The organism is Leptospira sanjuanensis (genome assembly GCF_022267375.1).
GTDB lineage: Bacteria > Spirochaetota > Leptospiria > Leptospirales > Leptospiraceae > Leptospira > Leptospira sanjuanensis.
On sequence record NZ_JAIZBH010000001.1, the window covers coordinates 3,747,571 to 3,769,423 of the forward strand.

The 21,853-nt window shown below is 44.1% G+C and carries 20 protein-coding genes; 8 read left to right on the plus strand and 12 right to left on the minus strand.

Annotated elements, in window-relative coordinates:
- Positions 1-88 precede the first annotated feature (88 nt).
- Positions 89-1,549 (plus strand): Asp-tRNA(Asn)/Glu-tRNA(Gln) amidotransferase subunit GatB, encoded by a 1,461-nt coding sequence (gene gatB / locus LFX17_RS16940; RefSeq protein WP_238731281.1) that lies wholly within the window; start codon positions 89-91, stop codon positions 1,547-1,549.
- 257 nt (positions 1,550-1,806) lie between these two features.
- On the plus strand, positions 1,807-5,325 hold the full coding sequence (dnaE, locus tag LFX17_RS16945; RefSeq protein ID WP_255717869.1) for a DNA polymerase III subunit alpha: 3,519 nt from the start codon (positions 1,807-1,809) through the stop codon (positions 5,323-5,325).
- A gap of 212 nt (positions 5,326-5,537) precedes the next feature.
- On the opposite strand, the gene LFX17_RS16950 is transcribed toward dnaE, so the two are convergent.
- On the minus strand, positions 5,538-6,437 hold the full coding sequence (locus tag LFX17_RS16950; RefSeq protein ID WP_238731282.1) for a M23 family metallopeptidase: 900 nt from the start codon (positions 6,435-6,437) through the stop codon (positions 5,538-5,540).
- Between the two features lie 37 nt (positions 6,438-6,474).
- Here LFX17_RS16950 and LFX17_RS16955 point away from each other — a divergent pair, with 37 nt between their 5' ends.
- From LFX17_RS16955 to LFX17_RS16970, 4 genes are all read left to right on the plus strand, one after another.
- The gene (locus LFX17_RS16955; protein ID WP_238731283.1) at positions 6,475-7,380 is read left to right on the plus strand and encodes an RNA polymerase sigma factor; all 906 of its coding nucleotides are present in this window, start codon (positions 6,475-6,477) and stop codon (positions 7,378-7,380) included.
- 35 nt (positions 7,381-7,415) lie between these two features.
- Positions 7,416-8,144 carry a hypothetical protein gene (locus tag LFX17_RS16960; RefSeq protein ID WP_238731284.1) on the plus strand — a complete coding sequence of 243 codons (729 nt, stop codon included), beginning with the start codon at positions 7,416-7,418 and terminating at the stop codon, positions 8,142-8,144.
- Between the two features lie 142 nt (positions 8,145-8,286).
- On the plus strand, positions 8,287-10,116 hold the full coding sequence (locus LFX17_RS16965) for a CHAT domain-containing protein (RefSeq protein WP_238731285.1): 1,830 nt from the start codon (positions 8,287-8,289) through the stop codon (positions 10,114-10,116).
- 6 nt (positions 10,117-10,122) lie between these two features.
- On the plus strand, positions 10,123-10,809 hold the full coding sequence (locus LFX17_RS16970; protein ID WP_238747430.1) for a hypothetical protein: 687 nt from the start codon (positions 10,123-10,125) through the stop codon (positions 10,807-10,809).
- Positions 10,810-11,018: 209 nt separating this feature from the next.
- Here the strand turns inward: LFX17_RS16970 and LFX17_RS16975 are convergent, their stop codons facing one another.
- From LFX17_RS16975 to LFX17_RS16995, 5 genes are all read right to left on the minus strand, one after another.
- On the minus strand, positions 11,019-11,339 hold the full coding sequence (locus LFX17_RS16975; RefSeq protein WP_118954740.1) for a phasin-related domain-containing protein: 321 nt from the start codon (positions 11,337-11,339) through the stop codon (positions 11,019-11,021).
- 333 nt (positions 11,340-11,672) lie between these two features.
- Entirely contained in the window at positions 11,673-13,265 is a 1,593-nt protein-coding gene (gene pckA / locus LFX17_RS16980) for a phosphoenolpyruvate carboxykinase (ATP) (protein ID WP_238731287.1), read from the minus strand.
- A gap of 61 nt (positions 13,266-13,326) precedes the next feature.
- On the minus strand, positions 13,327-14,361 hold the full coding sequence (locus LFX17_RS16985) for a PIN/TRAM domain-containing protein (RefSeq protein ID WP_238731288.1): 1,035 nt from the start codon (positions 14,359-14,361) through the stop codon (positions 13,327-13,329).
- Positions 14,362-14,400: 39 nt separating this feature from the next.
- Positions 14,401-14,949 (minus strand): CarD family transcriptional regulator, encoded by a 549-nt coding sequence (locus tag LFX17_RS16990; RefSeq protein ID WP_010573325.1) that lies wholly within the window; start codon positions 14,947-14,949, stop codon positions 14,401-14,403.
- Positions 14,950-15,034: 85 nt separating this feature from the next.
- A complete protein-coding gene (locus LFX17_RS16995) occupies positions 15,035-15,718 on the minus strand; it encodes a hypothetical protein (RefSeq protein ID WP_238747432.1) in 684 nt (227 codons plus the stop codon).
- Between LFX17_RS16995 and LFX17_RS17000 the strand changes: the two genes are divergently transcribed.
- Positions 15,683-15,871 (plus strand): hypothetical protein, encoded by a 189-nt coding sequence (locus LFX17_RS17000; RefSeq protein ID WP_238747435.1) that lies wholly within the window; start codon positions 15,683-15,685, stop codon positions 15,869-15,871. The genes LFX17_RS16995 and LFX17_RS17000 overlap by 36 nt on opposite strands.
- Here LFX17_RS17000 and LFX17_RS17005 read toward each other — a convergent pair.
- From LFX17_RS17005 to LFX17_RS17030, 6 genes are all read right to left on the minus strand, one after another.
- The gene (locus LFX17_RS17005) at positions 15,806-16,114 is read right to left on the minus strand and encodes a hypothetical protein (protein ID WP_238731290.1); all 309 of its coding nucleotides are present in this window, start codon (positions 16,112-16,114) and stop codon (positions 15,806-15,808) included. The two genes, LFX17_RS17000 and LFX17_RS17005, sit on opposite strands and share 66 nt — an antisense overlap.
- A 314-nt stretch (positions 16,115-16,428) precedes the next feature.
- Positions 16,429-17,079 (minus strand): cytochrome c oxidase subunit 3 family protein, encoded by a 651-nt coding sequence (locus LFX17_RS17010; protein ID WP_238731291.1) that lies wholly within the window; start codon positions 17,077-17,079, stop codon positions 16,429-16,431.
- Positions 17,066-18,670, minus strand: coding sequence for a cytochrome c oxidase subunit I (gene ctaD, locus LFX17_RS17015; RefSeq protein ID WP_238731292.1), 1,605 nt, complete (start codon positions 18,668-18,670; stop codon positions 17,066-17,068). Before ctaD ends, LFX17_RS17010 begins: the two co-directional genes overlap by 14 nt.
- A 9-nt stretch (positions 18,671-18,679) precedes the next feature.
- Positions 18,680-19,681, minus strand: a complete 1,002-nt coding sequence (coxB, locus tag LFX17_RS17020) for a cytochrome c oxidase subunit II (RefSeq protein ID WP_238747438.1) — start codon at positions 19,679-19,681, stop codon at positions 18,680-18,682.
- Between the two features lie 10 nt (positions 19,682-19,691).
- Positions 19,692-20,531 (minus strand): SCO family protein, encoded by an 840-nt coding sequence (locus tag LFX17_RS17025; RefSeq protein WP_238747441.1) that lies wholly within the window; start codon positions 20,529-20,531, stop codon positions 19,692-19,694.
- A 33-nt stretch (positions 20,532-20,564) separates the two neighbouring features.
- Positions 20,565-20,714, minus strand: a complete 150-nt coding sequence (locus LFX17_RS17030) for a hypothetical protein (RefSeq protein ID WP_118954732.1) — start codon at positions 20,712-20,714, stop codon at positions 20,565-20,567.
- Between the two features lie 177 nt (positions 20,715-20,891).
- On the opposite strand from LFX17_RS17030, the gene LFX17_RS17035 reads away from it, so the two are divergent.
- The gene (locus LFX17_RS17035; protein ID WP_238747442.1) at positions 20,892-21,845 is read left to right on the plus strand and encodes a COX15/CtaA family protein; all 954 of its coding nucleotides are present in this window, start codon (positions 20,892-20,894) and stop codon (positions 21,843-21,845) included.
- Positions 21,846-21,853 lie beyond the last annotated feature (8 nt).

Consider the following 21,853-nt stretch of genomic DNA (forward strand, 5'->3'; position numbering starts at 1 on the left):
CCGAGACTACATTTAGAGATCGTTCTCCAAGGATTAGGGATAGAATCCTCAATCGGTTTTGGATGACAATCCGGAAAAGGAGATACAGTTGGCAGAATTTGAAACGATCATCGGGCTGGAAGTTCACGCACAGCTCAACACGGAATCGAAAATATTCTCTACAAGCGCGACCAAGTTCGGCGCTCCTCCGAACTCTCAGACCAATCCCGTTTGTTTAGGCTTACCGGGCGCGCTTCCCGTGTTGAACGAATCGGCGCTGGAAAAAGCGATCATGGCCGGACTCGCGTTCGGATGCGACATCACACTCTTTACGAAATTCGATCGTAAGAATTATTTTTATCCCGATCTTCCGAAAGGGTATCAAATCTCCCAGTTCGACAAACCGATCTGCACGGGAGGCGGGGTCACGTTTACGATCAAAGGGGAAGAATCTCCCCGCTTCGTTCGTCTGACTCGGATTCATATGGAAGAAGACGCGGGAAAGCTGATTCACTCAGCCGATCCGAACGTTCCCCAATCCTATGTCGATTTAAACAGAGCAGGAACTCCGTTGATCGAAATCGTTTCGGAACCGGACATGCGTTCTTCGGACGAAGCGTATTATTACCTCAATTCTCTAAAAGCCGTTCTGAAATACATCCGCGTTTCCGATTGCAATATGGAGGAAGGTTCTCTTCGTTGCGACGCGAACGTTTCAATCCGTCCCAAAGGTTCGGATAAATACGGAACGAGAGTGGAGATCAAAAACCTCAATTCTTTCAAAGCGGTAAAAGCGGCGATCGATTACGAAGTGGAATGGCAAACCGAAATGACGCTGGAAGGTAAAACCTTTCAACAGCAGACAAAACTCTGGGACTCAGTCGCGAACAAAACTGTGACGATGAGAACGAAAGAGATGAGTCACGACTATCGCTACTTTCCCGATCCGGATCTGCCGGTAATCATTCTTCAAAAGGAAACCGTGGAAGCGGTTCGCGAAAGATTGCCAGAACTTCCGAACGAAAGAAAGAATCGTTTTGTGGAAAAGCTCGGGCTTCCGAAATACGACGCCGAAGTTTTAACCGCGGAACGGGAAATCGCGGACTACTTCGAGGACGCCTTGAAAGTTTCCGGCGATGCAAAAAAAACATCCAACTGGGTCAAAGACGAAGTTCTCGGAATCGTAAACAAAGAAAGCATTACAATATCAGAATTTTCTGTTTCTGCGGAACGCATCGGCGGACTCGTTAAATTGATCGCTGACGGAAAAATTTCCGGTAAAATCGCGAAAACAGTTTTCGAAGAACTTCTTACCTCGAACAAAGACGCGGAAACGATCGTCACCGAAAAAAATCTGATCGTAGTTCGGGACGATAAGGAAATAGAAAGAATCGTAGACGAAGCGATCGCAAACAATCAGGACGCGGTCACAAAATACAAAAGCGGAAAAGATCGTGCGTTAGGCGCCATCGTCGGCTACGTGATGAAGGTTTCCAAAGGCAAGGCCGATCCCGAATTGGTCAACCAAATGCTTCTTGATAAACTCGGACCTCTTCCTCCGAAAGGTTAAACCGACATCAAAAAGATTCCGTTTCTTTTCCGAGGAGTTTATCCTTAGAAATTAAAATCAAAAGCCGTGCCAAAGCACGGCTTTTGATTTACTGCTTCCGACCGGAGTTATTTTTCCTAAAATACGCGCTTCTATTTTCCGAGACGTTTTCAAAAATTCTATCCTCTGAAACGTTTCGGATTTTGGTCTAACTTATAGATTTTGATCGATTAGACTCTTGACTGGAGACGAGTCGAAATTCTATTATGTCCCTTACAATGCAGGATTTCGCCCACCTACATCTGCACACAAACTACTCCATGCTCGACGGCGCGATTCGAATCAAAGAATTGATGCAGCACGTCAAGGAATGCGGCATGTCTTCGGTCGCAATGACCGACCACGGAAACATGTTCGGAGCGGTCGAGTTTTACAACGAGGCGATGAAACAGGGAATCAAGCCGATTATCGGCAGCGAATTCTACGTTTCTCCGAACCGCAAACAGGAAACGGAGATGGTAAAGATCGCGGACGGAAACGCGTATCATCTCATCCTTCTCGCAAAAAACGAAGAAGGTTACAAAAATCTAATACGTCTTTCCAGCAAATCCTACACCGAAGGTTTTTATAAAAAGGCGAGAATCGACTACGATCTGCTCGACAGACACAGCGACGGCCTTGTCTGTTTAACGGCTTGTCTTGCGGGAGAAGTGAACCGGAAAATTCTCGAAGGAAAAATCGACGAATCGTTCCAACTCGCGGGAAAACTGAACGAAATTTTCCGCAAAGAGGATTTCTACATGGAAATCCAAAACCACGGAATTCCCGAGCAGATGACCGTGGCAAAACAAATCTACGACTTCGGAAAAAGAACCGGAATTCCGCTCGTCGTTACGAACGACTCGCACTTTTTAAAAAAGAACGACCAAGAAGCGCAGGACATTCTGCTCCGAATCGGAATGCAGAAACGCATCACCGACCCGATGGAATTCGGCTTCAACGGAGAATTCTACGTCAAGAATAGGGACGAGATGGCGAGGCTATTCCCCGAAATCCCGGAAGCGCTCAATAACACATTAGAAATCAGTAATAAAGTAAATTTAAAACTTCAGTTCGGAAATTATCTTCTCCCCGAATTCGAAGTTCCGGACGGATACGACGCGGACTCGTATTTGGAAAAATTGATCTGGGAAGGAATCGAACGCAAGTATCCGAGTCTTACTCCGGAGATAAAAGATCGGGTCGTTTTCGAACTCAACACGATCAAAAACATGAAGTTCGCCGGTTACTTTTTAATCGTTCAGGATTATATCAACTACGCAAAGAGAAACGGAATTCCGGTCGGACCGGGAAGAGGTTCCGCCGCGGGCTCGATCGTAGCCTACGCGCTCGGAATCACGAACGTGGAACCGCTCCAACACAATCTTCTCTTTGAAAGATTCTTAAACCCCGATCGTAAGGACATGCCCGATATCGATACCGATTTCTGCGTGGAAAGACGGGAAGAAGTCATCAATTACATCCGTAGAAGATACGGCGAAGAAAGGGTCGGACAGATCATCACGTTCAATTCTCTGGCCGCAAAGGCCGCGCTGAAAGACGTCGCTCGCGTGCTGAACCTTCCGTTCGGAGAAGCGAACGAAATGACAAAGGCGTTTCCGAACAAACTCGGAATGTCCATCGCCGAAGCCTTAAACACCTCTTCGGAGCTGAAAAACTTTTCCGAAAAAGACGATATCAATCATAAGATTTTTGCGATCGCGCAAAGACTCGAAGGAAACTATCGTCAGCCGGGAAGACACGCCGCAGGCGTTGTGATTTCTCCGTATCCGCTGGAAGAAGTCGTTCCTCTTTCCACAGTCGCGGAAAAAGAAAGGCCCGGTTTCCGTTCTATCGTAACTCAATACGATAAGAACAACTTAGAAAGCATCGGCTTGATCAAGATGGATATCTTGGGTCTGAAAAACTTAACGACCTTGGATTACGCAATCAAACTCATCGAACAAAGAAGAGGAATTCGGATCAACCTCGACGAGATTTCGTACGAAGACGCGAACACGTACGCATTATTAAGAAAAGCGAATACACTCGGTATCTTCCAGTTAGAATCCACAGGAATCACGGATCTGGTCGCTAAAAGTCAGGTAAGCAATTTTGACGAGATCGTGGCCTTGATCGCGTTGTATCGTCCCGGTCCGATGGGTGAAGGAATGTTGGACGAATATTTGGATCGTAAGTCCGGCAAAAAACAAGTCACCTATCCTCTTCCTTCCTGCGAACCGATTCTGAAAGAAACGTTCGGAGTCCCCGTCTATCAGGAACAGGTGATGAGTATCTCGCGCGTGGTCGGAGGATTCTCGGTAGGTGATTCGGACATGTTGCGAAAAGCGATGGCGAAGAAGAAAGCCGACCTGATGGAAAAGCTCAAAATCCAGTTCGTGGAAGGCGCGGTTAAATTAGGGAATCAGGAAAAAGTCGCCAAGGATCTCTTCGAACAATTGGAACGTTTCGGTGGTTACGGATTCAATAAGTCCCACTCCGTCGCGTATGCAATCATCACGTATCAAACCGCATATCTCAAAGCGAATTATACGATCGAATATTTGACCGCACTTCTCGCATCGGATCACGGCAAGACGACCGATATCGTAAAATACATCAACAACGCTCGGGAGATGGGAATTCGAATCCTCAACCCGGATGTTTCCGAGTCGCAAGCTTCTTTCAGTGTGATTGACGATACAACGATTCGTTTCGGTTTATCCGCGATGAAGGGCGTGGGAGAAACCGCCGCCAACAGCATCATTCACGCAAGAACGAAGATCGGAAATTTTAAGACCTTGCAGGACTTCGCATTAAACATCGATACGAGATTGATCAATAAAAAAGTTTTCGAAGCGTTGATTCAAGCGGGCGCCTTGGATTCTTTCGGTTATACTCGGAAATGTCTTTTTGAATCGGTGGACTCGATTCTTACTTTTGCGCAAAAAGAGCAGGAAAGAGCCAACGAAGGCCAGTTCTCTTTGTTCGGCGGCGCGGAAAGTTCTTTCACGCTCAATCTACCGAAGGACGCGCTCGAATGGGAAATCGACGAAAAGCTCAAACGGGAAAAAACCGTGGCAGGACTTTACTTATCCGGTCACCCTCTCGATAAATACGAGAAACAACTCAAGAGCCTCAAAACCATTCCGATCGAAAAGTTCGACGATCTCAAGTCGGGAACCAAAGTGGAAGTCGCGGGAGTGATCGCATCCAAAAACATCAAGCTGAGCAAACGCAACGAAGAATTCGCCAATTTCAAATTAGAAGATCGGACCGGCGAGATCGAATGTGTCGCCTTCGCAAAAACCTATCAGAAATATAAGGAATTCATAAAGGAAGATCAAGCGATCTTCATCAAAGGGGATTTGGATAAGATCGAAGTCGGAGATGCAGAACTCCGCGGGCAGATCAAGGTGAACAGCATCGAGATCTTGGACGACTCGACGATCGAAGACAAACTCGAAAAATCGCTTCACCTTCGTTTGGAAGAAAGACATACGGAAGATCCGGAACTCATTCCTAAACTATACGCTCTCCTCGCTTGTTATAAAGGAGAATCCTCCGTTTACTTTCACATCGTGGAAAACCAGGAGGAAAAGAGCGTAATTCGAGCGCACGACGCATATTCGATTCAACCGATCAGCGAACTCTTTCTCCGATTGGCGGATCTATTGGGCGATAGTACGGTTTTTTATTCGGTCGGAGAACAGATCAAGCCGATCAACCGAAACCAAGTCGCAGGCAACGTCGGTTAATCCGATTCATTACGAAAACGTAATTCTTCGTCCCCGTTTTTAGAGTTAGTTTCCGTAATTTTCCGAAACCGATCGAATCAGTAAAAAATTTTAGAATCGGGCTTGTCTGCGACCTTCTTCGATAAAACAATCTTATCGTTTCAAAAATCGCTTCGTTAAATCCGCCATGCGGTCCAGCGGACCTTGCCGCGGCTTAAATCAAAAACTCTTTCTCAAAGACGACTAACGTAGAAGGTGAAACTTCTTTCGTTCATATTTCCTCGAAAATCCCAAGCCACAACCTTGATCGTATTTTCACCGGATTTCAGATTCAGATTTCCGATCAAATATTGGTCTTTGTGATATAAACTCGTAAACGAATATCCGTTCGGATTCTTCCATTCGGAGGAAGAATACTGCAAAGCGCCGAAGTCCGCGGAGCGGAGCGCTTCTCCGTTTAAAAAATATTGAACCTTGGTAATTCCCCTTCTTTGGGATTTTTTCTCGCCCGCGTCTACGATCGAAACCGTAAACGGGAATTCTTTGGAAAGATTGATATTGTCCCCGTCGTTGATGTTCGTAAACTTTCCGTTTACGTGCACGAGAAGGCTGGAAATCTCCGGAACGGAGCTATCGGGAATCGGAGAAAGAAATTTAAGAGGGTCCAGAATTTCCAAACCGTATTTACGAAGTACAACAAAGTGGAGGTGCGCTCCGCTTGAGTGACCGGAGTTTCCCGTAACACCGATTTTCTCGCCCGCCTTGATCAGATCCGGTTTTAACAGCTTCGAAATTCGGCCGTCTTTCAAATGGTAATAGGCCGTAAAATTCCCGGAACCGTGGTCCAGCCAAACCGAGTTTCCGGTTCCGAGTTCGTCTTCAAAAGGATGGTCTTCCGCATAACGACTGTATAAAACTTTTCCGTCGGCCATCGCAAGGACGGATTCGTTCATGGAAGAAATATCCATTCCGTTATGAAAGTGATCCCCTCTGGATTCCCCGAAAGTCGAGGTGATTTTGTTTTCCAGCTGATCGGTTTTGACGGGGACAAGATAATTTATTACTTTATTATTTTCCGCTTCCATGCTCAGATGGAACGCGGTCCAGACGGCGATTAAGAGAAATCTTTTCATTCAGGACCCAAACCCTAGTGCAAGTAACTCATACAAAATGAATTTGTCAAAAGATAAAACCCTGGATCTGGTTTCTCGCTGTGGAGACGGAGAAGAAGAAGCTCTTAAACAATTCTTCGAAATCTATTCGGAAGACATCTACAATTTCCCGATGAAGATCTTTCATCTGAGCGAAGACGACGCGGGTGATTTTTTTATCTATGCGTTCGAAAGGCTGAAAACCGGTTCCCGTTTCGGCAGCTTTAAGGGAAAATCCAGTTTCCGAACGTGGTTTTATTCGGTCCTCAGAAACATGCTGATCGATTGGCAAAGAACCAAACGCGAACTCAAGGTCACCAATTTAGGAAAGATCAGCAAAGAAGGGAAAGAATACGCCACCATCGAGGACGAGCCCGACAACCGACCTGAAATGCAGGAAGAAGCGACCGAACTTTCCGATCGATTCAACCAAGCCTTGCAGGAAATCGGAGTCGATAAACGGGTTATTTTCAAACTCTCTTATATTTATTATCTCAACTTAAACGAAGACGAAGTTCAATATCTTTTGGAAAAAACGGGATTATCCACGGATGCGCTGAAAGAAAAAATTCTTCAGTTGCGGTCGGAACTTTCCAATCGGGAAGAAGAGAATATAAGAATGGAAGACAAAATTACGTCTCTTTATTTGAACATTCTCGACTTAAAAGAAAAACAACAGAACACCGCGAAAATCGCACCGATTCTCCCGATGGAAGTGGATAAAACGTCTCATGCTTTAAAGAAAAAATACGAACAACGCAAGAAGCTCTTGGAAAAGAAGAAGAAAGGTCATTTTCTCGCACGAACCCCTTACCGCGAAGTCGCAGACCTGATCGGGATTTCGGAAGGAAACGTAAGTGTGACGCTTCTACGTTTAATTGAAAAAATTCAGAAAAAGCTAGATTTTAGTGATTTGGATTTTTAAAAAATTCCGTCTTTTTATGCTATTGGAGAACCAAAATGGATTCGGGATCTGAATTGAACCAAAAAAACGAGCTTCTGCTCTCATTATTGAATGGAGAAGAAGCGAATGCAGATAAAGATACAAATCTGCAGAACCAGCTCATCCAACTGGAAGAGTCGATCCAAGCCGGTATTAGCGCGGCGACCTTGTCGTATTTAAAAGAAGCTTCTCAAAACGGAAAATTTTCCGAACTTCAAGAAGCCATCGATCTGCAAAAGGCCGATCTATCAGGCTATCTTTCGAAAGAAGTGCCCGAGTATTTAAAACGTTATGTCACTCTTGAACTTGCGAGAAAGGCTCCTACCAAGGAATCCATTGTCGTAAAACTGGGGAAGTCCGGCGCCCGTATCTTTGAAAGTCTTGTTGAATCTCTTCAAATTAACACAAGAGTCGACTACGCGCCTTCCATGCGTTCGGCTTTGACAAAAGATCCGTCCGAGTTTGTCGTTTTTGAGGAAAAGGTTCTCGATAACTCTAAATTTACGTATCAACTCGTTCAGGAAACTCCCGAAACCGCATTCTTAAGCGTTAAGATCGAATCTCCGGACGCGGATTCTTTTCAGAGAGTCAATCTGTACAAGGATACGAGATTCATTCTTTCCAACCAGTTTAACAACGAAGGAATCGCGAATTTCTCCGGGTTGAGAGAGGGAAAATACACAGTCGAGTTTCAAGGAAAAGAGAACTCCAAGTCTTTGGATCTTTTCATTCTTTTAGAAGCCTAAACCGGAAAAATCCTAGGAAATAAATTTCGATTGCTGCGTGAATTCCAAAACGCAGTAAGGGATTTTCGTTTTTATTTTTCCTTATAAAAAGAATTCTGGAAAAAACAATCCAGTGTTATAATCTGATCCTGGATTTTGAACCATGCTGAACCTGATTATCGATAGAGTCGGAACCGTAAACGTATTCAATATCCTAGATACGTCCGGAAGCGGATCGGAATCCCATCTACAGTCGACAATCGACGAAGACCTCATTCTAGAGTATATTAAAGAAATCGAAAATTTGGTTCGTGTTTCCAATGCGGTCAATTCCAAAGGAATGAGCCACAAAACCCTTGAGACAGAAATTCTTCACGAGCTGAAAATCCTCGGTGAAACGTTTTACGATCAATTTTTTCCCGCTCCGATTCAGGAGAAACTCAGACTTACCACGGAGAAATATCTCCATTTAAACATGGATCCGAAACTCGGAGTGATTCCGTGGGAACTACTACACGACGGAACGTGCTTTTTGTCGGATAAATTTTTTATCGGAAAAACCGTCCGTGGAGAATCCAGTCAAAGCACCTTTAAAGAAAAAGAAAAATTGAGAATGCTCATCATCGCCGATCCGACCGAGGATTTGGAATGGGCCCAAAAAGAAGGGGAACAGCTTTTCAAAGTATTGAGCGAGAAAGTTTCTCCATCCCGCTTGGAAATCGAGTTCATCGGAGGAAAGCAAGTAACAAAGCTGAAACTTCTTTCCTTGATTAAGGGAAAGAATATCATTCACTACTCCGGACATCTTTACTTTTCCGACGATCCTCTGGAAAACGGATGGCTGATTTCAGAAGGCAAAATTCTCAAAGCGAGAGAAATCAAAAACTCAGGCTTTAACACCGATTTGGTGTTTTCCAATTCATGTCAGTCCAACTCGAACGCGTCCAGAACTCTTAACTCGGATTTGATGAACAATTTCGCCGGAGCGTTCTTGATGTCCGGGATCAAAAGTTTCATCGGAACCAACTGGGAAATCATCGATAATCAGAACACGATCGATTTCACGATTCAGTTTTATACGTATCTATTCAGCGATCGAAGCATCGGGGAATCTCTCTTCTTGGCAAAAGAATACGCCAGAAGAATTTTCGATACGAACGACTTGACTTGGACAAATTATTCCCTGCACGGAATTCCAAATCAACAAGTGATGATGGACCCGACCAAAGGAAAACCGATTCAAAAGATCATCAACCCGTCTCTGATCAACAAATTCTATCCTTCGAACATCGCCTCTTCCTATTCGAACTTTATCCAAAAACAAAAGGAAGAAAGGGAAACATCGTTCGAACTGATTCAGTCCCTGATTTTTTCATTCGAAGAATTTTCCAAGATCGTGGGCGGAATCATTTTCAGCGATCACCAACATCATTCTTTGGGAAAATACATTCCGAACAATCCGGACGACGCGGTGGAAGTCAAAAAGTGGTGGGAGCTTATCTACCAGTGTCTCGCCGACTTTCGAAAATTGGAGATCAGCCCGTTGATCAGCAATATTCAGGAAGTGTTGCAGGTGAACAAGGATACGATTCAAAAAATGATTCAATGGATCGACCTTTACAGAAGAGGACAGATTCTCCGCGATTCGGCTGACGGTTATCTGATCTCCTTTCAGTATTATTACGAAAATCTTTTGATGGAATTGGAAGAATTGGAAAAAACGAGTATCTTTCTCGTTTCCACCAATTCGAATAATCATCTCTTTTTTCGGGGCATCAAACCGGAAACTTCTCTCGTTGTAGCGCCCGTCGTCAAACAGGATTACATCGGAGAACAGATCGAAAAATTCCGCGGAAAAGTGATCGTGTTCAACGAAAACCGAATGACGATTGTACCGATGCTCTGCAGCGTAATCGAAAATCCCGAAACGAAGGATTTGGAACTTAGTTTTCCGGGCTTTAAATCGGAAAAAAACTCCATTCAAAATCTTTAATATTTTGTGAGTCTTTGCCAACCCGATCGGGGTAATTTTTCATGCGGTTCCTGTTGCGGAATTTTCAACCTGGATTTAAGTCCGGACGAAATCCGAACGTTGATTCTCGAAAGAACCGAAGAATTCAAAGCCGCGGTCGACTTCAAAAAACCGTGGACCATGGCCGATTACAGAAAGGTCCGGGAAAAAAAAGAAGAATCGATCCGAAGAAAGGACGAACTCACGTATAACTGCCCGTTCCTCGGTGCATTCGGAAAAAAAATCGGATGTATGATTCATCCGGTTTTCAGCGGAGATCCTCTGAGTCAAAATTATTCCTTTTACGGCTCTTCCATCTGTCAAGGTTACGAGTGCCGAAACATGGAACGCAAAAGTTCCAAACTCTGGGAATCCTTTTTAAGCGAAATGGAGTTGGATTCGTTCACTTACTCGGCGATCGCATCCGATTACAAAACCTTGGATCTAATCGAAGAAACCTTTTTTCAAAAAGGAATTTCAACGGAAGAATTATTTCAAACCAAACGCGATCTATTAAAACGATTGATCGAAAGAAAAATAGAATGCAATGTCGCGATGATGAATACTTCTTTCGAAATTCCGATGGAAGAGGAAAAAGAGTCCGCTATTTACAGACTGATCCAAAGACTCGATCTGAATTCGACCCCTGACCTGTTAAAAGCGATCGAAAGTTGATCGCAGATTTCGAAGAATTCCGACCCAAAGATTCGAAAATTTTCGATTTCAAATCTATCATTCTAACGATTTAAATTTCGCGCTAAGAAGGCAGATTTTAAAATCTTTCAAAATTGAATTTTCTTTATCAAAAGTGTTGTTTGACGTTACGCGGAGAAAAGAGGAGGAACAAAATCCTTCCTGCATTGAAAACACAGGAAGGAAAACGATTATTGTTTAGTGGTAGAGTCTGCTTTAGCTTTTGAAGATCCGTTCAAAGTCGCTTTTGCAGATGAAACGCCTTGGCCAACTTTAGATTTTACTTCCTCTACCTTCGAGTTGACTTGACCTGCAACACCTTCCACCGAGTGAAGAGCGTCTTCGATATACTTTCTAAGGTTGTTGGCAACCTCGGATTGATCTTGAGCTCCTTTGGATGCAAGTTCCTTAAATTCTTTTTCAACTTTCAGGAGAATGCTGTCAGCTTGCTCGCGGAGAGATTTCGCAGCTCCAATCGCAAAGTTAAGCGCTTCCTTGATTTCTTTTTCCATAATTTTTTCCTCTGTCTTCTACACTGAGAATAAACCAATTTTATGCGGCGCACAATAAATTGTCAAGTGAGAATTGGCGAGGGGAGAATTCTCAAATTTGTATGCTCCGAATTACGCTGATTAGGTTTGAGTTTACGAATTTCCGAAACAGAAACTGAAATTCTTTTTAGGGAAATTCGATTTCGAGAATATTGAGACATAATTCGATAATGAATACAAACGATCGCAAGACATCGGCGCTTGGAAAAAACTTTTTAACTAAACTCTCGAAGGACAAAAAAAGGAGATCCAATGGATCTCCTTTTTTCAAAGTTCGATTGTAAAAATCGAGTCTTAAACTTTAGGACCGAAAGCGGTAAAGTCGAAGTCTTTAGAACCTTCCGCATATTGCTTAAAGTTCTTAATGAACATCTCCCCTAACTTCTTAGCGGTTTCGTCGTAAGCTGCTTTATCAGCCCAAGCTTCTCTTGGATCCAGGATAGCGCTATCGACACCGTCAATCGTCTTCGGATAAGAAACTTGGAAGATCGGGTGAGTTACGAACTCGGACTTCTCGATGTTTCCGTTCAAAATCTCGTCGATGATTTTACGAGTAGAAGGAAGGTTCATACGTTTTCCAACTCCGTAAGATCCACCGACAAGACCGGTGTTCATCAGATACGCTCTTACGTTGTGCTTCTTCATTTTTTCACCGAGCAACTTTGCATACTTAGTCGGGTGAAGAGTCATGAACGCCGCTCCGAAACACGCAGAGAAAGTAGCGGTCGGTTCTTTAATTCCTCTTTCCGTTCCCGCAACTTTCGCGGTATAACCGGAAAGGAAGTGATACATCGCTTGTTCGATGCTCAGTTTGGAAACCGGTGGAAGAACTCCGAACGCATCATACGTTAAGAAGATAATGGTTTTCGGATGTCCACCCTTGGAAGGAACCTGAATGTTATTGATGTGGAAAATCGGATACGATACGCGAGTGTTCTCGGTTTTGGCAGCGGAAGAATAATCCACAACTTTCGTTTGAGGATCGTAGACCACGTTCTCGAGAAGAGCGTCTTTACGAATCGCTTCGTAAATGTCCGGCTCGGTTTTCGGATCTAAGTTGATCACCTTAGCGTAACAGCCGCCTTCAATATTGAAGATTCCGTTGTCGTCCCAACCGTGCTCGTCGTCTCCGATCAGTTTACGGTTCGGGTCGGTGGAAAGCGTCGTTTTACCGGTTCCGGAAAGACCGAAGAAAAGAGCGGTGTCCCCGTCTTTACCTACGTTCGCGGAACAGTGCATACTGAGAATTCCCTGTAACGGAAGTTTGTAGTTCATAACGGAGAAAATACCTTTTTTCATTTCTCCGCCGTATTCGGTTCCACCGATGATACAAATTTTCTTAGCGAGGTGGAAGATCACGAACACTTCGGAATTCATTCCGTGTTGTTTGAAGTTCTCGTTTTTGATTCCGCAAGCATTGATGATCGTGAATTCAGGATCGAGACCCGCCAATTCTTCCTTAGTAGGACGAAGGAACATGTTCGTGCAAAAGTGGTGTTGCCAAGCTTTTTCGGAAACCACGCGCAGGCTTACTCTTGTCTCAGGGTTTGCTCCCGCATAACCGTCGAAAACGTAGAGTTTTTTGTGACTCAGATAGTTCACACATTTCTTATAAAGCTCGTCAAAGATCGCTTCGGAGACTTTGAAATTGATGTGGCTCCACCAAATGTTTCCGTTTGAGGAAGGTTCATCTACGAAATACTTGTCTTTCGGCGATCTACCGGTGAAAATTCCGGTGTCTACCATCATCGTTCCGTTGCTGGAAAGTACGGTTTCTCCGTTTTTTTTCTCGTGCTCATAAATTTCGTCATAGGAAAGGTTATGGAAAATTTCAGAAGGTTCGATTCCGAGTTCCTTCAAGCCTTTTACCTGAGTCTGGGCCTGCATTTGATTGCTCCTTGGGAATTCTATTTCAATTATTTTACGCTAAAGCTGAAAGTCAACTGATTCAAGGGGAATGCGGCTGGCGATTTCCCTTCTCTCCCGCCCCGTTCGGATTGGCTTTCGTGAAAATCATCTTTCCGGCTGCCGTCTGGATGATCGAAGTTACTGTCACCTTGACTTCTTTTCCGACGAGATGACCGCCGTTTTCGATCACCACCATCGTTCCGTCTTCGAGATAACCGATTCCTTGATTCTCGTCCTTTCCTTCTTTGATCACCTGAATTCCAAGTTCTTCGCCGGGAAGAACCACGGGTTTCAGTGCGTTTGCAAGAGTGTTCAGGTTTAGAACCTTAACTCCCTGAAGTTCGGCAACTTTATTCAAGTTGAAATCGTTGGTTACGATTTTACCGCCGGTATCCCTCGCTAACTTGATCAACTTCGCATCGACTTCGCGGGTGTCGGAATAATCCTTATACGTGATTTTAACTTCGATCGATCCTTTACGTTGAAGTTTGTTCAACATCTCCAGACCTCTTCTTCCTCTCGCTCTTTTGATTGGATCGGAAGAATCACTAATGAGCTGGATCTCTCTCAATACGAAGTTAGGGAGAATCAGCGGGCCGTCCAAGAAGTGCGTATCTGCGATGTCCAAAATTCTTCCGTCGATCACGACCGAAGTATCCAGAATTTTGTCTCTTACTTCTTCCTTTTCAATGCCGACTCCGAAGCCGTTGCCCTGACCTCCACCGCCTCCGAAAATTCCGAGACCGGGTTCTTTTGCAAAGGAAATACCCGCAAGAACTCCGAACAGCGCGAATAAAAAGTAAAGCGCCACATTCAATTCGGTAAAGTGAACGACTTCTCCCACAAACCAAGCGATTGCAAGTCCGAGTAGAGCGCCGAGTCCGGCACAAAAAAGAACGTCTGCTTTGAGTTTTGGGAAAAGACTGGATTCTCCATAAAGAAGAATTAGGGAAACTACGAGAACGACTCCGGCAATAGAACCGGCTAAATAAAGGTCTCCGGCTTGCTTGTGGGTTACGGCAAATGTAATTCCGGATAGGAATAGAGACGTGAGTACTTTATAGAAATGAATCATAACTCAAATCCTTAATTGTATTTGAGTTTTTGCGGAATTTTACTCTTCTTCTTCGGCCTTTCTTTCACTAGGAGAGAGAGTGCTCGCTAAAACGTCGGACACGAGGTTCCCCGCTTCTTCTTGCGTAACACCTTTGCTCAATGCAACTTCCATTTTCACAAGATTATAAGCGCTTTCGTAAAGCTTTCTTTCCATTATGGAAAGTTCCTTTCCATTCGCTCTACGAAATAGGTTTCTGCAGACTTCTCCGACCTCATAAATCGATCCGGACTTGATCTTGTTGAGGTTATTTTGGTAGCGGATCTTCCAGTCTTCTTCGGTATCGACTTCGTCCTTTTTCAGGAGTGCGATGACTTTCTTGATCTCTTTTTTATCGATGATAGGGCGGATTCGAACCTGTTCTGCTTTATCAACAGGTATCATAACCTTCATCTTACTACCCTGGATTTCGAGAACGTAGCAATCCTTCTTTTTACCAAGGATGTTCTTTTTGGAGATTTCGAGAATTTCCCCAACTCCATGGATGGGATAGACTACGTAGTCGCCTACCTTGTGTTCGATTTCGGAATTTTTCTTTTTGGCAGCCAAGTAAGTATGATAACTTCCGTTAAAACTCTGCCTAAGAAAATAGCATAAATTTGGCGAAAGTCAACAAAATTATCCCAAAAGGCTACTAAAGTTTGAGAGAACGAACTTTTGCGGAATGAAATGCAGGATCATTCAGAGGTTGAACCTTTTCCAAAGCCTCTTTCGCTTCTTCCTCGGAATAAAAATAACCGAGATACAGTTCGCCTTTGGAGGAGCGGAAGATTCTTCCTTTGAATTCGTTGCGGGCCATCAATAGTCTTTTACCGAGCTCGACGGCTTGCAAAGAATCCGAGGTCGGAACTACAACCAGATAATTCGTTTCTCCGGTTTGCGGAGGATACAGAAGTTTTGAATCGTTCCCGTTCCCGGAAGAATTCTCTTTTGAATTGAGTTTGGAAAGAGATTCCGGATTTTTCAGCGATTCAACGGATTCCGATTCGTTCGAGGAAGAAAACAAAGAGCGAAGACCTCCGTTCGAATTCTTTTTTTCCTGAGAAGATACGTTTCGAAACGTCTGAAGTTCGTTTTGTGCGAAGGTTTCTTCCTTTTGATCGAGCTTAAGTCCTACGACAAGCCCCGCGGTAAAAAGTGAAATCGAACCTAATAATAGAACAAATGCCGAACGAGTGGAGGAGAAAATTTGAATCGGCGATCCCGACTTTTTACTGTGTTGAACCGTTTGAATGGTTCTGTCGAAATCGGAAGTTTCTCGGACTGGAGTTCGGATCGAAGATTGTTTGAGTCTTCTAGAATAATCGATATTCTGCATTCAGGAATCCTGGATTCTATTTTTAAAATCGGATTAAATGCCCAATTTCCGTCGAAAAAATTTAATATTCGAAGAGAAGTTTCGATTTTAACCTTCGGGTTTTTTGGCGATGGCAAAAATCCAGAAGACCCAAAGAAATCCGCCCCCGATTAGGAGATAAAATCCGACGACACCGTTTCGACCAAAGAGGTCGTAGAGAAGTTTCAATTTGCCGAGATACAGACTTTCATCCTTCCCCGTCTCCCAATCGATAATCCATCGATTCCAATATTGCGCGTACGTAAATAGAACGGCCGTCGGTATTAAATATAAGAACGGATATTTCGCAGTGAATTGAACCCATTTCGGCGAACCCGGAACCGGTTTTACTTCATCATTGATCCATCGAATTTTCATAGGAGCTATTTGGATAACAGACGGAGTTCCGACCCTTGTTTGGTTTTTTAGGGGAAGTTTGTAGGCGATCGATAGGGAAATTACTTTTATATTAGAGACTTATTTCATTCGTTATTTTAAGATATAAAAAATTAACCTTGGGAAACATTCAGCTTATCGAAATTGGAACTCTCAGGGCCTCCTTGATGAAGGGATTATGTCTCTCTTCAATTACGCTCTCCTAAAATAAAAAACCCCGGGTTTTAAAGCCCAGGGTTTCGCTGAAAATCGAATCGTCTACGACGATTGTTCGTTGAGTCGGAACGATATACTCGTTAACCCACCAAATAAAGAAGCGGGAAGAGATAGATCCAGATCAAGTCGACTACGTGCCAGAAAAGACCAACGCCTTCTACCGGTGTGTAGTAGGAAGAATTCACTTCTCCTTTGATCACCTTAATCATCACCCAAACGATCAATCCGGCTCCGATCAAAACGTGGGATCCATGAATCCCGGTCATTACGAAGTAAAAACCGAAAAACATCGCCAAGTTTTTGACGTCCGGCATTTCCGTATTCGTGAAATATTTTCCAGGAAGAAGTCCGTGATGGATCTTCGCGGAATATTCGAAATACTTCACAACCATAAACGTCAGAGCGCAAAGAACGGTTATCGCAAGTGCGATGATCGCTTCTTTCTTTTTATCCACTTGAACGTAATGAATCCCGAGCGCCATCGTAAACGAGCTGAAAAGAAGAACCACAGTGTTGAATGCTCCCATCGGAACGGACAAGTGATGGCTTCCTGCGTGGAACACTTCCGGATACAAGGAATGATAAATGGTGTAACCCACGAAAAGGGCGCCGAACATTAGAATTTCCGTAACAAGGAATAACCAGATTCCTTGTTTAGAAGCGTCGTACTGATGCTCAGCACTATCAAAGTGATGAGCATGATGGAATTCCGCGTGCTTAGCGGTACTCATAAGGTCCCCCCGTTACTGTTGGAGTTTTTTCAAAGTTTTCGTGAGTTGGTGGAGAAGGAATCGTCCACTCGAGGGTTTTTCCACCCCAAGGATTCGGTCCCGCTTCTTTTCCTGCGATCAATCCGTGAATCACGGCCGCAAGTCCCACCAAGAATCCCGCTCCGATCAGCCAAGATCCCACTGTGGAAATTTGGTTGAGGCTCGTAAATTCGGGTAAGTAGTCGTAGTATCTTCTCGGCATTCCCATGGAACCAAGAATGAACTGCGGAAAGAAGGTTACGTTAAATCCGGTGAAGATAAAGACCCAGGAAATTCTTCCTAAAAGATCGGAAGTCATTTTACCGGTAACTTTTGGAAACCAATAGAGCAAGCCGCCCATCACCGCCATCAAAGTTCCACCCACCATCACATAATGAAAGTGCGCAACCACGAAGTACGTATCATGAAAGTGAACGTCCATCCCTGTGGAAGCGAGGAACACACCGGTCAAACCGCCGATGGTAAAGAGAAACATAAATCCGATCGCGAACAACATAGGAGCGTCCAAACGAACGGATCCTTTATACATCGTCGAAATCCAGTTGAAGAGTTTAATCGCCGTAGGAACTCCCACGAGCATCGTGATAAAGGAGAATAAAACCCCTGCAAACTCGGACTGACCGGAAACGAACATGTGGTGTCCCCAAACCAAGAAAGAAACCGCGGCAATCGCAAGAGAAGAATACGCAATCGCAGTGTAACCGAAGATAATCTTTCTGGAGAAAGTGGTCACGAGTTCCGAAATCACACCCATCGCAGGAAGAATCATGATGTAAACCGCTGGGTGAGAATAGAACCAGAAGAAGTGCTGAAAGAGAACCGGATCCCCGCCGAGAGTAGGATCGAAAATCCCCACACCCAAAGTTCTTTCCGCAACAAGCAGAAGAAGAGTGATCGCAAGAACCGGAGTTGCAAGAACCTGAATGATGGAAGTCGCGTAAAGCGCCCAAACCATCAAAGGAATACGGTTCATTGTCATTCCGGGAGCTCTTAGTTTATGAGTGGTTACGATGAAGTTCAGCCCCGTAAGAATCGAGGAGAATCCCATAATGAACGCCCCCATCACCAGCATAATCACACCGTTAGAAACGGAATTTGAAATAGAATAGGGAGTGTAGAACGTCCAACCGGTATCCACTTTTTGGGTAAAAAGGGAGAACGCAGCGGTTCCCGCTCCCAACATAAAGATATACCAGCTTGCGAGGTTCAGTCTTGGGAAGGCGACGTCCTTTGCTCCGAGTTGGATCGGAAGGATGAAGTTTCCAAAGATTGCAGGAATTCCGGGAACGATTACCATGAACACCATGATGGCGCCGTGGTAAGTCATCATTCTATTGTAAATGTCCGGAGTTACGAAACCGAGAGTTTGTCCCGGAGTAAAAAGTTCAAGACGAACCAGAAGAGCGAAAATCCCTCCCAATAGGAAGAATGACATAATCGCAAAGAAATACATGATCCCGATCCGCTTGTGATCGATCGTAGTGAGCCAGGACCAGATTCCCTTTTCGTGGTTGAGGTAGTTGTCAGTATGACTTGCAGTTGCTGTAGACATATTCCTCTCCTATTTAAGGGTTTTAATATACTCGATCAGAGCGTTGATTTCGTCGTCGGAAAGCTGTCCCTGATAAGAAGGCATCGCAGGCGGATAACCTTTTACGACTTGAGCTGTCGGCTGAAGAATCGATTTACGAATGTAATTCTCATCTGCGTTCGCACCTGGACCGGCTTCAAATTCTCTCGCGCTTCCAAAAAGACCTTTGTAAGAAGGCCCAACCAGACGGGAACCGTCGATCGAGTGACAGCCCGCACAAGCTTTTTCTGCGTAGAGTTTTTTACCGAGTTCCGCAGGAGGAACTTTGGAAAGATCCACGTTTCCAGCCGCGGCGTACCATTTGTCGAACGTTTCCGAATCCACGACACGAATCGCGGAAAGCATGTTGGAGTGAGAAGTTCCGCAAAATTCAGTACAATAAACTACGAAATCTCCCTTTTCAGTCGGAGTGAACGTCAAAGTTGTATAACGTCCCGGGATCGCATCCATCTTATTCCGGAAAGCGGGAACATAGAAAGAGTGAAGAACATCCTGAGAAGTCATAACAAGACGAACCGTTTTTCCGACGGGAACGTAAATCCCATTCGGTTGAAAAAGGGTATTCAACTTTTCGGTCGCGTTAGGAGAAACGACGGTAACTCCGTTCGGATATTTAAAAGTCCATTGCCATTGTCTAGCGGTTATGTGGATTTCGATATCGCCTTTATCGTGAACTCTTCTGAGATCGGCGAAAATCACCCAACCCCACCAGAAGATCACGATCATGATTACTAAGGGAATAAAGGACCAAAGGAATTCTGCCAAAGTATTGTGGGTAATATAGGCAGTCTTATCAGTGTCGGTCTTTCTCCTGTATTTGAAAATAAACCAAGTCATTCCCCCGATGAGAATGACAAAGGAGATCAGACTGGATACGAGTAGAAAGAGATAGAGATTATCTACATTCTTTGCTACTTCGGAAGCCTGAACCGGCATGAAACTTGTTGCCGTAATGAGGTTCAACCAGGTCATTTTTTTGAAGTTACTCCTTCCTAATGAGTTCGGAATTTCTGTTATGCCTGATCCAGAATGGGATCAAGAACGCCGCCAGAATAAGAAGAGTGAAGAAACCACCCAACTTCATCATATTATAAGCGTACAAAGTATAAGTATTTTTTCCTGGATCAAATTGAAAGCAAAAAAGGGCGAACTGGTCCGTGAAATCCCCTATTTTACCGTCGGACGCTTCCAGAAGAGAAAGTCGCAACGTTCTTTCATCGAACGTGATCCCGTGGAGATAACGGGAAATCTTTCCCGAAGGAGTGATGACATAAGCAACGGAAGAATGAATCCACTGTTCGTTCTCCGGATTCCATTTATAGGAAAATCCGACCGACTCGGCAAGAGCCGTGATCTCTTTTTGATCTCCCGTAAGAAAATGCCAACCTCTTCCATCGCCGCGAGAATATTCTTTTATGTAAGCGTTCTTCTTCGCTTGTGCCAGTTCCGCGGTTTCTTTCGGATCAAAGGAAACGGCGACATATTCGAATTCGTTTCCCACCTGCCAGTTCAGCTTTTTTAACGTATCGGTAATTCCGTTGAGATGGAAGTTGCAAAGAGTGGGGCACTTGTAATAAACGAGAGAAAGAAGAACAGGTTTGTCCTTTTTGAAAAAAGAACCGAATGGAACCTGCTTTCCCGTTTCGTCTCGAAAGAGAAGTGAAAGATCGAGTTGATTTCCCAACCTTTCCTTCACTCCAACCCCTTCCAATTCTTTCGGCTTTTCGTTTTTATCAAACCGAGCGGCAGGATCGTAAGCGAACAGAGAAGTTGAGAATGAACAAAATACGATCCCTGCGATTAGGGAAATTCTAAAGATCAAGTTCGTAAACTCCGGAGAGATCGTTCTCCGATATTATTTAGCCTGAGTGTTCGCAGGAAGATTCAAAGAATGTTCTTTTACTCCCGGATGAAAGAAAGAAAGATAAGTAAAGAATACTAAGTTTCCTACGAGAACTACTACGAAAGTCCAGAATCCAGGTTTATTATAATCGTGTTGTGCCATGAAAAAGGCTCCTGTAATTGATTCTCATTCTCTTAAAGATGAAAATCGAAAGATTCTAGGACAAGTTCGAATGAATCTCTTTTTTTGGAAGTAATATTTAATTTTTACTTTCATTGCCCTTAAGGACCGATTTTCGAGTATGGTATTTTAGAAGCCTGAGAGGGTTTTCAGGAAAGAATGAGCGCTAACTCGAACCTTTCATCTAAATTTCATTTATTTTACAAAATCTCTCTGTTCTTGAGCATTCTTATTTTTTTGAATTTGCTCTACGGACCTTTGGTGAGAGCGACCGGCTCCGGGCTTGCTTGTCCGGATTGGCCGTTTTGTTTCGGGAAAATTTTCCCGACCTTCGACTTTCAGATTTTTATGGAAGTTTCCCATCGTTATTATTCCGGTTTCTTGGGTTTGATTCTTTTAGGACTTACAATCTGGACTTTTGTCGATGCGACTCTCCGTAAAGAATTCGGAATCTATTTGGGTTTAGCGGTTCTTCTTTTAATTTCGCAGATCAATCTGGGAAGATTGACCGTTACGTTAAAACTCGACCCTACTTCCGTTAACCTGCATCTTTTAAACGCGATCGCATTCTTTTTAGTCATTCTCACGGTCGCGATCGATTCGAGAGGAAAGGCTCTACATCAAAGGAAAACGTTCGTCAAGGCCGATTCTATATTCAGAAAAGATAATATCTTATTCTTTCTTCTTTTGATCGGAATCACGGTTCAAATCGTTTTGGGAGGACGCGTTAGTTCTCATTACGCCGGACTCGCATGTCCCGATTTTCCGACTTGCTGGGGACAATGGCTTCCCGACAATCCGTTGGAAATCGTAAAAATTCAGGTGATCCATCGATTCGGCGCCTACACGGTGGCTTTATTTCTCGCAATCGCGCTCGGCTTCGCGATTTGGAAAAGATTCCCGACAACTTCCAAACGATTTCTTCAGATTTCCATGTATCTTTTGGTCGCTCAAATCATTTTAGGAATTTTGAATGTGTTTTTCGGACTTCCGAAACTTGTGACGGCGCTGCATACCGGTTTTGCGGTTTTACTATTGACTTCTTCTTATCTTTCTCTGATTTCTCGAGCCGTTTTTCTGACGTCGGAAAACGAACGGAGGCCTGAAAGATAATTTCAGGA